At 62.2% G+C, this 14,224-nt stretch carries 13 protein-coding genes, 2 tRNA genes and 1 pseudogene; 12 read left to right on the forward strand and 4 right to left on the reverse strand.

From position 1 onward, the window contains the following. From NFJ07_RS21425 to NFJ07_RS21470, 10 genes and pseudogenes are all read left to right on the forward strand, one after another. Positions 1–204: pseudogene (locus tag NFJ07_RS21425) on the forward strand (6-phosphogluconate dehydrogenase); the annotation flags it as partial. A 23-nt stretch (positions 205–227) separates the two neighbouring features. Next, positions 228–1,421: a DNA replication/repair protein RecF gene (gene recF, locus NFJ07_RS21430; protein ID WP_269997660.1), complete on the forward strand. Its 1,194-nt coding sequence runs from the start codon at positions 228–230 to the stop codon at positions 1,419–1,421. Continuing rightward, a complete protein-coding gene (locus NFJ07_RS21435; protein WP_269997661.1) occupies positions 1,408–1,962 on the forward strand; it encodes a DUF721 domain-containing protein in 555 nt (184 codons plus the stop codon). Before recF ends, NFJ07_RS21435 begins: the two co-directional genes overlap by 14 nt. A gap of 397 nt (positions 1,963–2,359) precedes the next feature. After that, positions 2,360–4,435, forward strand: coding sequence for a DNA topoisomerase (ATP-hydrolyzing) subunit B (gene gyrB, locus NFJ07_RS21440; protein ID WP_269997663.1), 2,076 nt, complete (start codon positions 2,360–2,362; stop codon positions 4,433–4,435). Positions 4,436–4,497: 62 nt separating this feature from the next. Further along, positions 4,498–7,239 (forward strand): DNA gyrase subunit A, encoded by a 2,742-nt coding sequence (gyrA, locus tag NFJ07_RS21445; protein WP_269997665.1) that lies wholly within the window; start codon positions 4,498–4,500, stop codon positions 7,237–7,239. Next, a complete protein-coding gene (locus NFJ07_RS21450; protein ID WP_269997667.1) occupies positions 7,236–7,910 on the forward strand; it encodes a DUF3566 domain-containing protein in 675 nt (224 codons plus the stop codon). Before gyrA ends, NFJ07_RS21450 begins: the two co-directional genes overlap by 4 nt. Positions 7,911–8,023: 113 nt before the next feature. Then, positions 8,024–8,097 (forward strand) — tRNA-Ile (locus NFJ07_RS21455). A gap of 57 nt (positions 8,098–8,154) precedes the next feature. Beyond that, entirely contained in the window at positions 8,155–8,271 is a 117-nt protein-coding gene (locus NFJ07_RS21460) for a DLW-39 family protein (RefSeq protein ID WP_269997669.1), read from the forward strand. Positions 8,272–8,343: 72 nt separating this feature from the next. After that, positions 8,344–8,419 (forward strand) — tRNA-Ala (locus NFJ07_RS21465). A 67-nt stretch (positions 8,420–8,486) separates the two neighbouring features. Continuing rightward, positions 8,487–9,395 carry a DMT family transporter gene (locus tag NFJ07_RS21470; protein ID WP_269997671.1) on the forward strand — a complete coding sequence of 303 codons (909 nt, stop codon included), beginning with the start codon at positions 8,487–8,489 and terminating at the stop codon, positions 9,393–9,395. A 39-nt stretch (positions 9,396–9,434) separates the two neighbouring features. Here the strand turns inward: NFJ07_RS21470 and NFJ07_RS21475 are convergent, their stop codons facing one another. After that, a complete protein-coding gene (locus NFJ07_RS21475) occupies positions 9,435–10,319 on the reverse strand; it encodes a glycosyltransferase (RefSeq protein ID WP_269997673.1) in 885 nt (294 codons plus the stop codon). Between the two features lie 122 nt (positions 10,320–10,441). Beyond that, positions 10,442–11,422 carry a hypothetical protein gene (locus NFJ07_RS21480; protein ID WP_269997675.1) on the reverse strand — a complete coding sequence of 327 codons (981 nt, stop codon included), beginning with the start codon at positions 11,420–11,422 and terminating at the stop codon, positions 10,442–10,444. Positions 11,423–11,575: 153 nt separating this feature from the next. On the opposite strand from NFJ07_RS21480, the gene NFJ07_RS21485 reads away from it, so the two are divergent. Both NFJ07_RS21485 and NFJ07_RS21490 read left to right on the forward strand, forming a co-directional pair. Further along, complete coding sequence (locus tag NFJ07_RS21485) at positions 11,576–12,118, forward strand: peptidylprolyl isomerase (protein WP_269997677.1); 543 nt, start codon at positions 11,576–11,578, stop codon at positions 12,116–12,118. A gap of 21 nt (positions 12,119–12,139) precedes the next feature. After that, a complete protein-coding gene (locus NFJ07_RS21490; protein WP_269997678.1) occupies positions 12,140–13,009 on the forward strand; it encodes a rhomboid family intramembrane serine protease in 870 nt (289 codons plus the stop codon). 15 nt (positions 13,010–13,024) lie between these two features. On the opposite strand, the gene NFJ07_RS21495 is transcribed toward NFJ07_RS21490, so the two are convergent. After that, positions 13,025–13,495, reverse strand: coding sequence for an SRPBCC family protein (locus NFJ07_RS21495; protein ID WP_269997680.1), 471 nt, complete (start codon positions 13,493–13,495; stop codon positions 13,025–13,027). Next, a complete protein-coding gene (locus tag NFJ07_RS21500) occupies positions 13,470–13,874 on the reverse strand; it encodes an ArsR/SmtB family transcription factor (protein WP_269997681.1) in 405 nt (134 codons plus the stop codon). Before NFJ07_RS21500 ends, NFJ07_RS21495 begins: the two co-directional genes overlap by 26 nt. Positions 13,875–14,224: the final 350 nt, after the last annotated feature.

Genomic DNA, 14,224 nt, shown 5'->3' on the forward strand with positions numbered 1-14,224 from the left:
GCCTCGATCGGGGACTACGTCGAGGACTCCGGCGAAGGTCGCTGGACGGTTGAGGAAGCCATTGCCAACGCGGTTCCAGCGCCGGCTATCACGGCTGCGCTCTTCGCCCGCTTCTCCTCCCGCGAGGACAGCTCACCGGCCATGAAGATGGTCTCCGCGCTGCGCAACCAGTTCGGCGGACACGCCACCCGTCCGGCCAACTAGGCCCCGGTCCGCCAGCCGTACGCGTGTACCTCGAACATCTTTCGCTGACCGATTTCCGCAGCTACGCGCAGGTTGACCTCAAGCTCGGCCCCGGCGCCACGGTCCTGGTGGGATCCAACGGCATTGGCAAGACGAACCTCATGGAAGCCATCGGATACCTGGCCACCCTGAGCTCACACCGCGTCAGCACCGATGCGCCCCTCCTGCGCTTCGGCACGGATCGCGCTTTGATCCGGGCGAAGCTCGTCCGCGGGGAACAATCGACGGTGGTCGAGCTCGAAATCAATGCCGGCCGCGCCAACCGTGGCCGGATCAACCGCGGAAATCCTGTGCGCGCCCGCGACATCCTGGGCATTTGCCAGACGGTGCTTTTCGCCCCTGAGGACCTTGCATTGGTCAAGGGTGATCCGTCCAACCGCCGGCGTTTCCTCGACGAACTGCTGGTTAGCCTCATGCCCGTGCACGCGGCGACCCGCAGCGACTACGATCGCGTGCTCAAACAACGCAACGCCCTGCTGAAATCGGCCCGGGCCGGGAAGTTCACCCCTGGTCACGAAGCGACTCTCGATGTTTGGGACCAGCACATGGCGCGGGCCGGAGCGGAACTCCTGCATGCACGGCTGGAACTCGTGGAACGGCTCCGACCCCACCTCAAGAGCGCCTACGCGCAACTCACGGATGGATCCAAGGAAGCCGGCGCGGTCTACCGCTCCACCATTCAGGGCGTGTTGGACGACGACGGCGGTCCCGCCGAGCATGTCGCTGAAGGTTCAGAGGGGGTTGAGGACCTCCGCTTGCTGTCCGTGGAGCAACTCACTGAGCGCTACGTCCAGGCCTTCGCCGCCTCGCGCCGCAAGGAGTTGGAACGCGGAATTTCCCTGGTCGGACCCCACCGCGATGAACTCGAGCTGGTTCTTGGCCAAGCTCCCGCCAAGGGCTATGCCTCCCATGGCGAAACATGGTCCATGTGCCTCTCCCTGCGCCTGGCCTCGTACTACGTCATGCTCGACGACACCCGTACCGGCGGTTCTGCTCCGATCCTCATCCTCGACGATGTGTTCGCCGAACTGGACGTGCAGCGCAGGCGTAAACTGGCTGCAATAGTGGCCGGCGCCGAACAGGTTTTGGTGACAGCCGCCGTCGACGCCGACATTCCCGAGGAACTGGCGGGGCGACGCGTGAAGGTTGTGCCCGGAGGCATTGATGGAGAAGGATAGCCCCGGCGGACGCCAGCCGGGCAGGGACCCTGACGAGATTGACGCTGCCCAATCAGCTTTGAACCGGATGCGCGAAGCAGCCGCCGCGCGGGGCGAAATCCGCCGCGCCGCCCCTCGGACGGGGGCCGCTCCGAAACGCAAAGGCCTCCGCGACACCCGCGGATTCAGCCAATTCCACGGTAGCGGCCGGGATCCCCTCGGCTTGGGGAAAGTCGTCGGGAGGCTCGTGGCCGAACGGGGTTGGACTTCTCCAGTGGCAGTGGGTTCCGTGATGGCCGAGTGGGATGCCCTGGTGGGACCGGAGATTTCCGCGCATTGCACTCCGGAGAGCTTTACCGACACCACTCTCCATGTCCGCTGCGATTCCACCGCGTGGGCAACGCAACTCAGGCTCCTGAGCACCAGCCTCTTGGACATGTTCCGAAGGGAACTCGGAGACGGAGTGGTGACGTCCATTCAGGTGCTCGCGCCCACCGCACCGAACTGGCGCAAGGGCGGCCGTAGCGTCAATGGACGGGGCCCCCGGGATACCTACGGGTAACTTCTTCGGCACCGGTATCAGCGCATTTCCTTGAACGGCGCACAGGAGCGAGAAACCTCCCCGGACCGTATAGCTCCCTAGAGGGTGCCGTTTTGGCGGCTTGCAGATGGGGCCAGCGGCCTCCCAGAGCTACTTTCCTCAGCATATGGGCCGGGTTTTGCAAGGAACTGCGCTCAGTCACGATAGAATCGGCATAGACAACTGGGCGCCGGTGAACGTTGATTGGCTCCGCTGAACAGCACTTGTAAAAGCGGATCCGCCAATCGCGAAGTAGCCGGCGTTAGCAGTGACGTCCCTGTTGGCGGCTGCCGTATCCCTGTGGTGTGTCCTGGCGGACGTGCTTCCTTGGTGCGGTGACGGCTGGCGACCATCGAACACGGAGGAGTCGAAAGCGCCTGTGGCTAACGACAATGCAGAGACCTTGGCAGTAGATCCCGCGAAGGAGAACGCCCATAAGCCTGACACACCCTCGGGGTCAAAGGAGTACGGTGCGAGCGACATTACCGTGCTTGAGGGTCTCGAAGCGGTGCGCAAACGCCCGGGGATGTACATCGGATCCACAGGCCCGCGCGGCCTCCATCACTTGGTGTACGAAGTGGTGGACAACTCGGTGGACGAGGCTCTTGCCGGGTTCTGCAGCCACATTGAAGTGACCCTCCAGGCCGACGGCGGCGTGAAGGTCGTGGACGACGGCCGCGGCATCCCGGTGGATATGCACCCCACGGAGAAGAAGCCGACCGTTGAGGTCGTCATGACCATTCTGCACGCGGGCGGTAAGTTCGGCGGCGGTGGCTATGCCGTATCCGGTGGACTCCATGGCGTCGGTATTTCCGTTGTCAACGCACTTTCGCGCAGGGTAGACACCGAGGTGCGTCGCCAGGGCCACGTTTGGCGGATGACCTTCGCCGACGGAGGCAAGCCACAGGGTGGGCTTGTCCAGGGCGAAGCAACGGAGGAGACCGGAACGTCCCAGACGTTCTATCCGGACGGCACCATCTTCGAGAGCACAGATTTCGATTTCGAGACCCTCCGCGCACGATTCCAGCAGATGGCCTTCCTCAACAAGGGCCTGCGAATCACCCTCACGGACGAGCGTCCTGTGGCGGGGGTAGGTGACGATGACCTGGATCTTGACGCAGTTGCTACCGACGGCGAAGTGGCGGCAGAACACCGCACAGTGGTTTACCAGTACAACGACGGTCTGCTCGACTACGTGAAGCACTTGAACTCGAACAAGAAGGTGGACATCGTCCACGAGGACGTCATCGCCTTCGAAACCGAAGACGCTGAGCGGCACATCGCCGTCGAGGTCGCGATGCAGTGGACCACGGCCTACTCGGAAAGTGTCCACACTTACGCCAACACCATCAACACTCACGAGGGCGGCACCCACGAAGAAGGTTTCCGCGCTGCGATGACGTCGCTCATCAACCGCTACGCGCGCGAGAAAACCATCATCAAGGAAAAGGATGACAACCTCACCGGTGACGACATCCGGGAGGGCCTCACGGCCGTTATCTCGGTGAAGTTGTCTGAACCCCAGTTCGAGGGCCAGACCAAGACCAAATTGGGTAACTCCGAGGTCAAGGGCTTCGTCCAACGGGTGGTCACCGACCAGCTGGGCGATTGGTTGGAACGAAACCCCGGCCCGGCCCGCGACGTCATCCGCAAGGCTGTCCAGGCTGCCCAAGCCCGTATGGCCGCCCGCAAGGCACGCGACAACGCACGTCGCAAGAGCCCCTTGGAATCCTTCGGCATGCCCGGCAAGCTGTCCGACTGCTCTTCAAAGGACCCCTCGCGCTGCGAGGTCTACCTCGTGGAGGGTGACTCCGCCGGTGGTTCGGCCAAGCGTGGCCGGAACCCCGAGACCCAGGCAATCCTGCCGCTGCGCGGCAAGATCCTGAACGTCGAGCGCGCACGGCTGGACAAGGCCCTCGGCAACAACGAAGTCCAGTCCATGATCACGGCCTTCGGCACCGGCATCGGCGAGGACTTCGACATCTCCAAGCTGCGGTACCACAAGATCGTCCTGATGGCCGATGCCGACGTGGACGGCCAGCACATCACCACGTTGCTGATGACGCTGCTGTTCCGCTACATGCGTCCGCTGATTGAGAACGGTTATGTCTACCTGGCCCAGCCGCCGCTGTACCGCATCAAGTGGTCGAACGCCCCGCACGACTACGTTTACAGCGACCGTGAACGTGACGCCAAGCTGGTCTCCGGCCAGGCCGCCGGCCGCCGAATCCCGAAGGACAACGGCATCCAGCGCTACAAGGGCCTCGGCGAAATGGACTACACCGAACTCTGGGACACCACCATGGACCCGGACCACCGCACGCTCCTGCAAGTCACCATGGACGATGCCCTGGCGGCGGACCAGACCTTCTCCGTACTGATGGGTGAGGACGTGGAATCGCGCCGGAACTTCATTCAGCAGAACGCCAAGGACGTCAGGTTCCTGGATATCTAGAGACTTCAAAGCCCTAGGAATATTCCAGAACTGATATATACCTGAAACGGAAATCATAGACTATGAGTGAAGAAACACCCGAGGTTCCCGCTGAGTCGGCCGGCATTCCGGAACCCGTACTTGAGGGCGATGTGCTGACCGACCGCGTCGACCAGGTGGACCTGCAGACGGAAATGCAGCGTTCGTACTTGGACTATGCCATGGCCGTTATCGTTGGCCGTGCGCTTCCGGACGTCCGCGACGGCCTGAAGCCTGTCCACCGCCGAGTGCTCTACGCGATGTTCGACGGCGGCTACCGCCCGGACCGCTCCTTCAACAAATGCGCCCGCGTGGTGGGCGAGGTCATGGGCCAGTACCACCCGCACGGTGACACCGCGATCTACGATGCCCTGGTCCGCCTCATCCAGGACTGGACGATGCGCTATCCGCTGGCGCTGGGCCAGGGCAACTTCGGTTCCCCGGGCAACGACGGTGCCGCAGCGCCCCGATACACCGAAACCAAGATGGCCCAGCTGGCCATGGAAATGGTCCGTGACATCGACGAGGAAACCGTCGACTTCCAGGACAACTACGACGGCAAGAACCAGGAACCCACCATCCTGCCGGCGCGTTTCCCCAACCTGCTGGTCAACGGTTCCTCCGGCATCGCCGTCGGCATGGCCACTAACATTCCGCCCCACAACCTCCGCGAAGTTGCCGAGGGCGTGCAGTGGTACCTGGCCAACCCAACGGCAAGCCGTGAAGAGCTGCTTGAGGCATTGCTCGTACGCATCAAGGGTCCGGACTTCCCGACCGGTGCCACCATCCTCGGCCACAAGGGCATCGAGGACGCGTACCGTACGGGCCGCGGCTCCATCACCATGCGCGCCGTGGTGAACGTGGAGGAACTCCAGGGCCGCACATGCCTGGTGGTCACCGAGCTTCCGTATCAGGCAAACCCGGACAACCTGGCGATCAAGATCGCCGAACTGGTCAAGGACGGCAAGATCCAAGGCATCGCGGACCTCCGCGACGAGACGTCCGGCCGTACCGGACAGCGACTGGTGATCGTGCTCAAGCGGGACGCCGTGGCCAAGGTGGTGCTCAACAACCTCTACAAGCACACCCAGCTGCAGGACAATTTCGGTGCCAACATGCTGGCGATCGTGGACGGCGTTCCCCGCACGCTGAGCCTGGACGCCTTCATCCGGCACTGGGTGACCCACCAGGTCAGTGTGATTGTCCGGCGGACCCGCTACCGCCTGCGCAAGGCCGAGGAAGAGGCGCACATCCTGCGCGCACTCCTCAAGGCGCTGGACATGCTGGATGAGGTTATCGCGCTCATCCGGGCGTCCAACACCACCGAGGCTGCCCGCGATGGCTTGATCGGGCTCCTGGAGATCGACGAGCTCCAGGCCCGCGCCATCCTCGACATGCAGCTCCGCCGCCTCGCCGCGTTGGAACGGCAGAAGATCCAGGACAGGCACTCCGAGCTTGAAGCCATGATCACGGAATTCAACGCGATCCTGGATTCCGAGCAGCGCCAGCGCGACATCATCAGCCAGGAACTTGCTGAGATCGTGGCCAAGCATGGCGATGACCGCCGGACCCACATCCTCATGGGCTTCGACGGAGATATGTCCATGGAGGACCTCATCCCCGAGGAAGAAGTGGTGGTCACCATCACCCGCGGCGGATACGTCAAGCGCACCCGCAGCGACAACTATCGTTCGCAGCAGCGAGGCGGCAAGGGCGTCAAGGGTGCACAGCTTCGCGGCGACGACGTCGTGGAACACTTCTTCGTCACCACCACGCACCACTGGTTGCTGTTCTTCACCAACCTGGGCCGCGTGTACCGGGCCAAGGCGTACGAGCTTGCCGAAGCTGGTCGTGATGCCAAGGGACAGCACGTGGCAAACCTGTTGGCATTCCAGCCGGACGAGCATATCGCCCAGGTCCTTGACTTGCGTGACTATGAGCAAGCTCCGTACCTGGTGCTCGCCACCAAGAACGGGCTCGTGAAGAAGACGCGCCTTGAAGACTACGACACCAACCGCACCGCCGGCGTCATTGCCATCAACCTTCGGGATGAGGACGAGCTCGTCTCGGCGCAGCTTGTATCCGAAACGGACGACCTCCTCCTCGTTTCCCGCAAGGGCCAATCGATCCGCTTCACGGCGACCGACGAGGCACTGCGCCCCATGGGGCGCGCCACCTCGGGTGTGACCGGCATGAAGTTCCGCGAAGACGACGAACTCCTCGCCGCCGACGTCGTCCAGGACGGCTCGTTCGTCTTCGTGGTGACCGAAGGCGGGTACGCCAAGCGCACCGCGGTCGAGGAGTACCGGCTCCAGGGCCGTGGCGGCCTGGGTATCAAGGTGGCCAAGCTTCAGGAAGAGCGAGGCGACCTTGTCGGTGCGCTGATCGTGAATGAAGAAGACGAAGTCCTGGTGGTCATGGAGGGTGGCAAGATTGTCCGCTCCGCCGTGGCCGGTGTTCCTGCCAAGGGCCGTGACACCATGGGCGTCATCTTCGCGAAGCCTGACAAGAACGACCGCATCATCGAGGTGGCCCGCAACAGCGAACGCGGCCTTGATGGCGAGGAATCCGACGACGAACATGGCGAGGGCACAGACGACGCCTCAACCGTCAATAGTGTCGAAAATCCCGACGGAGGACTGTCCGAGGCGGACGATGACGTAACGTTGGCTGCAAACGGCGGCGCCGATCAGGCGACCGCGACGGCCGAATCGGGATCGGCCGCAGGATCCGATAATGGGTCCGGCGTCGAGCTGAACGAAGACAACACCGGAGGTAACGAGTGAGCAATTCGGACTCATATCCCAAGCCGAGTACGGGTGTCCCTGGAGGATTCCGGCAGCCGTCGGCTACTCCGCGGGTAGACGCACCGGCCCGTCCCCAGCAGCGCCCTGTGGCAGCCGCCTCGGGTGCGGCAGGAACTGGCGCCGAAAGGGTCCCAGGTCAGCGTCCGGCCGTTCCAGGCCAGCGTCCCGCAGGAACGCCGCGCCCGGCAGGTCAGCGTCCCGCCGCGCCCGGCCAGCGGCCGGTGCAGGGCCAGCAGCGGCCCACCCCCGGGGCTCCGGGTCTTGTGAAGCCGGCACCTAAGGCGAAGGTCCGCCGCGCCCGCCTGCTGGTCAGCAAGGTTGATCCGTGGTCGGTCCTGAAGATGGCGTTCCTGTTGTCCGTTGCCTTGGGCATCGTGACCGTGATCGCCGCAATCGTTCTTTGGACCGTTCTGGACCTGACCGGCATTTTCAACCAGGTGGACAGCCTCCTGGGCACCCTGGCAGGCTCGGAAAGCGGCGGCTTCGAACTCAAGAAGGTCGCATCGCTGGGACAGGTGGCCTCCTTCGCCACCATCATTGCCGTGGTGAATGTTGTGCTGCTGACCGCCCTCTCCATGCTGAGTGCCGTGCTTTATAACATTTCGGCAACACTCGTCGGTGGCATTGGCGTGACCCTCACGGACGACTAACCCAAAAGCTCGAAAATTGCGGGAAACTGCTGGAAAACAGTGGTGAAAATACCTCGATTTGAGATCGGGCCGGGATGTGCTGTAAAGTCATGTCTCGGCCCGAAGAGGTATCGGGGCGTATAGCTCAGGCGGTTAGAGCGCTTCGCTGATAACGAAGAGGTCCCAGGTTCAAGTCCTGGTACGCCCACGGAACCTGCACAGGTTTTGCTAAAGGTTTGGGATACCGAACCGGAACGGGGTGCATGTGAAGAAGTTGCTGGTAGTTGCAGCTGCGATCGCAGGCGTCCTGCTCTACAAGAAAGTGCAGGCATCCGAAGCCCGGAAAACAGTCTGGAGCAAGGCAACCGACACGGTTGACTAGCAAAGGCCCCCGGCCCGGAGATGGTGAAAACCATCGAAGGAACTAGGGTAGTATGGATGGGTTGCTTCTTATGGGGGCATGGCGCAATTGGTAGCGCACCTGCTTTGCAAGCAGGGGGTTCGGGGTTCGAGTCCCCGTGCCTCCACCATAAGAAAGAGTCTCGGTCAGAAATGACCGGGACTCTTTGCGTTAAACCACCCCACTAAGGTTGAAATGTGAACTTCATTGTTGCTGCCTTTGGAGTGCTCGGCGTCGCATCATCCGGACCCCTCATCGCCGGAACGCTTGGAGCTACCTCCGTCACGGCACTGGCTATCGCCTTCTGGCGTAACGCAATCGCCGCCGTCGTCATGGCCTCGCCGGTCTTGATCCGCGAACCGCGCCAGTTCCGAAAGATCAGCCGCCCCGAGTTCACTTGGTCCGCTGTCGCGGCAGTGGCCCTGGCCTTCCACTTCGCTTGCTTCATCACCGCGCTGCAGCTCACGTCAGTCGCGGCCGCTACCGCCCTGGTGTGCCTGCAGTCGGCGTGGATCGCCGTTTTCCAGCTCCTCCGCGGCACCAGGCACCGTTGGCCGGTCCTGGTGGGCCTGGGCATCGCGCTGGGCGGCGTCGCAGCCATCACGGGCTTCGATATGGGAACCTCCCCGAAAGCCCTCCTTGGTGACATCCTGGCCCTCGCCGGAGGCGCCTTGGCCGGCCTGTACACCATGGCCGGAGGCAAAGCGCGCCAGAGCATGAGCATTGGAACATACACGACGCTTTGCTACGGGATGTGCGCGGCCATTGTCGCCGTGCTGGCCCTCACGGGCGGCCAGCCGCTTGTGGGGTTCGACGCCGGCGGCTGGCTGGGGATCGCAGCTATTACCGTTTGCGCACAACTGGTGGGCCACACCGCCTTCAACCATCTCCTGGCAACCATGAGCCCGCTGCTGGTGTCCATGATCATCCTGCTGGAAATTCCAGGCGCAGCCCTTCTCGCCGCGGTCTTTCTGCACGAGACCCTGCCGGCCGGGACCTATGCTGGACTCGCCTTGATCCTGGTTGGACTCGCGGTCGTTGTCGCCGGCCAGCGGCGCGGCAAGGGCGACGCTCAGGGCAAGATCGCCGAGCTCGGTACTGACTGAGTCGGGTATCCGAATGACCGGACGGATACTTCGGTGCGGCTACAGGCCGCCGCGGCGGATGCCTTGGCTTGTATTGGCCGTATGGATGGCCCGGAGCAGCTTGGCCGGGAAATAGACCGAGAAGAACACCACCATGGGGGCCTTCAGTGCCATCTTCTTGACGTTGTGGGCCTTGTAGGTGCGGTCGAAGCGGGTCACGTAGTAGCGGTAGTCGCGTGGTGAATCTTCGAGCCTGCGGGCAGACATGCCCGAGACCATCTGCGGCCAGTACTGGACCCTGAGATCGTGGTCGGCAAGGTGCAGGGACAGATCGATGTCCTCATGCATCTCGTCCTTTTCATCCAGGCAGGTTTCGTCCCGGATGGTTTCCCAGGCCGAACGGCGAAGTGCCATGTTGGATCCAAAAAGGAAGTGGTACTGGTGCTTCGCAAGCCGAAGCATGAGCTGGCGCATTTTGTCGTCGGCCTTGAGCCCGAATCGACGCATTGGCATGTCGTAGTAGACCACGGGACCCGTGGCCGCCTGCGCTGAGGGATCGGCGAAGGCCTTTTGGACCTGTTCAACCCAGTCAGGTTCAACAACGGAGTCGGCATCGATCCGGCCGAGGACATCCGAGGTGGCGCTATTGAGGCCGAAGTTGCGGGTGGGGATGAGTCCCTGCGCTTTGTCCTGGCTCAGCAGGATGATGGGGCTCTCAGGGTATTCCTGCTGCATCTGCTGGATGATCTGCGCAGTGCGGTCCGTGGACCTGTTGTCCACGACGATGATTTCGTCCGCAGGCACTGACTGGTAGATGGCCGCGATCAGGCATTGCCGTATGACGCTTTCCTCGTTGTACGCCGGGATGATGATTGAAACGCTCGGCTTCACGGGTGCGACGGCTGCGTTGGTGGCTGCATCTACGAAAGATCTATCGGCTGGCATCCCCATAAATCTAACATCAGGCCGGTGTCCCTAGAGGAAGCCTCCGGTGACAAGTGGCCAAACAATTGAAGGGACCCCGGCGAACCGGAATCCCTTCAACGTGGAGCGAATATGGCTTTCGCCTACGCCTCGTGTTTGCCCGCTTCGTCCGTGGCCGCCTGGTCATTGCCTGCTTCGTCCTTGTGCAGGCTGGCGGCGATGTTCTTTACGGCCGTCTTGGCGTCGGTTGCCACCTTTGCTGCGGTGTCCGTAGCGTCCTCGACGGCGTGTTTTGCCTTCTCGGCTACAGCTTGGGTTTTGTCGGCTACGTTGAGGGTCACGTCGTCAACCGCGTCAGCTATCTTGCCGGCGGTTTCGTTGGCCTTGTCAGCGACTTTCTCGGCGGCAGCTGCGGCCGGCACGGGCGATGGCGTTACCGGGACTGGAGTCTTCCACGGGTCTTCCACCGGGCGGCTGGCCTTCCACGCGGCAATGCCGGCCGCGGCAGCTGCTGCTACAACCGTGAAGATCAGGAAGCCCCGCTTTTTGGGCTTCCGGGTCTTGGCAAGTTCTTTCGAGACTGTTTTGGATGCTTCCTCAGCCGCTGCTTTCAGCTGGCCCCCTGTGGCCTGTGCCTGCTCCTGCAGATTGTGCACCACTCCCGAGTCCACCAGCTTCTGTGCGACGGCATCCACCTGCGCGGGTGCATTCTCAAGGGCTTGGTGGACAACCACGGAGGCCTGCCCGAGTTGCTCGGAGAGTCTGGGCAGGTACTCCTCAACAACCTTGTCCCGGGCGTGGCCGAGTGCTGGAGTGGCCTTGTTAAGGGCTTCCTGGATCTTGGGTGAGGCGTCCTCGACGACGTCGTGGATCCTCGGTGCGAGGTTCGCCAAGCCTTCCTGGAGCTTCGGCGTGACGGTTGCAACGCCGTCGGCGAGGTTGTGCGCAGCCGACTTCAGGCCTTCCTGAAGCTTCGGCGAAGCGGTGTCGATGCCGTGCTGGATGCGGGGAACCGCCCAGCTCACAGCTGCTTCGACGCGCGGTGTCGCCCAGTCCTTGGCATTTTCGACACCATTCACGACGGTGTGTTCAAGTTCGCGGGCAATCCGGTCCGATTTCTTCACAACTACCTCCCGATCAACATGCTCGTTTGTTGTTAGCCTACGTCGCTTGATCGGCACCGGCTATTCATCCGGCGGATTCACGGAAGATTTCACCTAGCGCGGAACCGCCTTCCTGGCCGCCTCGGCGTTGACCCTGCGTGAAAGAATGGCGCTATGACCATCGCAACCGCAAAAGCAACTTTCCACACGAACCTCGGTGACATCGTGGTTGACCTCTTCGGCAACCACGCGCCGAAGACGGTCGCCAACTTCGTTGGCCTGGCCACAGGCGAAAAGTCCTGGACGCACCCGGAGACCGGCGAAGACAAGACCGGTACCCCGCTGTACGACGGCACCATTTTCCACCGCATCATCAAAGACTTCATGATCCAGGGCGGCGATCCCCTGGGCCGCGGCATCGGCGGTCCGGGCTACAAGTTCGACGACGAGATCCACCCGGAACTCAACTTCAACGCCCCTTACAAGCTGGCCATGGCCAACGCCGGCGTCCAGATGGGCAAGGGCACCAACGGTTCCCAGTTCTTCATCACCACGGTCAACACCGACTGGCTTTTCGGCAAGCACTCCATCTTCGGTGAGGTTGCTGACGAGGAGTCCAAGAAGGTTGTAGACGCGATCGAGGCCGTCCGCACCGGCATGGGCGACCGTCCCGTTGAAGACGTGGTCATCAACAGCATTGATATCGTCCAGCTCTGATCCGCGGAGCCTGAGCAGCATATGAGTTACGGAATCCCGGCGGCGGAGCCGTCAGCAGACATTCCGGTGTGCCCCCGGCACCCGGACAGGCCTTCCTATGTGCGGTGCCAGCGTTGCGGGCGTCCCGCATGCCCCGAATGCCAGCGGGCGGCCGCCGTCGGGTTCCAATGCATTGACTGCGTCAATGAAATGAAGCGTTCGACGCCGGCAGTGCGTTCCGCCTACGGCGGCGCCATTGCGACTGGTCGTCCTTTGGCGACGTACGTACTTATTGGGCTCTGCGCCCTGGTGTACGTGCTGCAATGGCTGATTCCCGGCGATGTCGTGGAGAATCAACTCGCCTTCGCGTCCGTCTACGCCTCACCGCAATACGGGGCCTTCGAACCCTGGCGGATGCTGACGAGCGCTTTTGTCCACTCCCAGGGCTTTGTCCTGCACATCGTGCTCAACATGTACATGCTGTGGATCTTTGGCCAGGTGCTTGAGCCCGTTCTTGGACGCATTCGCTTCCTGGCCGTTTACCTGTTGTCCGCCATTGGCGGCTCTGTCGGCTTCCTGCTCCTGACGCCTGTCTTGCCTCCTACTGGAGTAGAAGGTGCGTCCGGTGCGATCTTCGGGCTCTTTGGCGCACTGTTGGTGGTCCAAAGCCGACGCGGCGGAGACACCCGGCAGCTGTGGATCCTCATTGCCATCAACGGCGTGATTGGCTTCGTTGTCCCTGGAATCGCCTGGCAGGCCCACTTGGGTGGCCTCGTTACGGGAGGCCTGTGCGCCGCCGTGATCGCCTTCGCCCCGCGTGGGCCCCGCCAGGCGCTGTTGCAGACTGCCGGGATGGCCCTGGTGGCCGGAATTCTGGTCCTGGCTACCATCATCCGGGCCACAGCGGGCTAACAGCTCTTTACGCTTTCACCCTAGGAGTTCCTCCAAGCGGTCCATCGACTCCTTGATGCCTGCATCCATGCCGCTGGCTACTGCCATGTCCCGGGCCTCCACCGAGGGAAACACGGAATGCTGAACCACGCGTGTGCGGCCCCCGAGGTCTTCAAACCTGGTGGTATCCAACGTGACTTGCCCCGGTGCGCCGTCGAATTCGAAGGTCTGGATGATCCGCAATGGCTCCTGGACCTCGTGGAAGACCCCGCGGAAGCCGAACTCGTTGCCCTGGCCGTCCAAATGTGTGTAGCGGTAGCTGCCGCCCGTCCGAGCGTCGTAGGATTCCAGGCGCATTTCGAGCCGACGCGGCCCCAGCCATTTGACGACAAGTTCCGGATCCGTGAAAGCCTCGAACACGCGCTCCGGTGCGGCGTCGAAGTCGCGGCTCGTGTCGATGAACGGCGTACCCGCCGTGACGTCAATGGTTGTTGTGTTGGTGCTCATTGTTCTTCTCCTTTTCCGGATTTTTTTCGGCTGTGCCTGTGGCCAATAGTTCGTCCAGCCGGGCGAAACGTTCCTCGGCCTGAAGACGGTAGCTCTCGATCCACTCCGCCAAGGGACCCAGCGCTGTGGTGTTCAAGTGGCAGGGACGGCGCTGCGCTTCCCTGCTCCTGGTGATGAGCCCTGCGCCTTCGAGCACTTGAAGATGCTTCGAAATGGCTTGGAGGGTGACGCTGAACGGCTGGGCGATCTCGTTGACGGTGGCATCGCCCAAGGCCAACCGCGCCAGTATCTTGCGGCGGACAGGATCGGCGAGGGCCATGAACGCCCTGTTGAGCTGGTCTTCCGGATCCAGCACCGCTGTACCAATCGTCTCCGGCATGCGTCTCCCCTGTCTGGCTCCAGGCTCAAGCATCGCGGACTTTCGAATTTTCCACAGTACTCAAGCGATCGGTTGATCAACTAGTTCATTGAATAAGATCAGACTAAAACTGTGCATTGAGTCCGTCAAGACCCCTTGGAAATGTTTTCCACAAGGGTTATCCACAATGTGTGTAACTTACAAGCGTGTAGTTCGATGATGAATGGACTCTCCAGGGCGAGATAGCAGGGGCAGCAGGTTCCCCTGGGGATTAACGTCCACATCTGTGGATAACTTTTGCCCACGCGCCTGTGGGTATGTGGATAAGAAGTGCGTTATTCGGGGGTGTGTGGACAACCTCAGCGTTGGCA

Origin of the sequence: Arthrobacter sp. B2a2-09, from assembly GCF_027587375.1 — a bacterium.
Classification (GTDB): domain Bacteria; phylum Actinomycetota; class Actinomycetes; order Actinomycetales; family Micrococcaceae; genus Arthrobacter.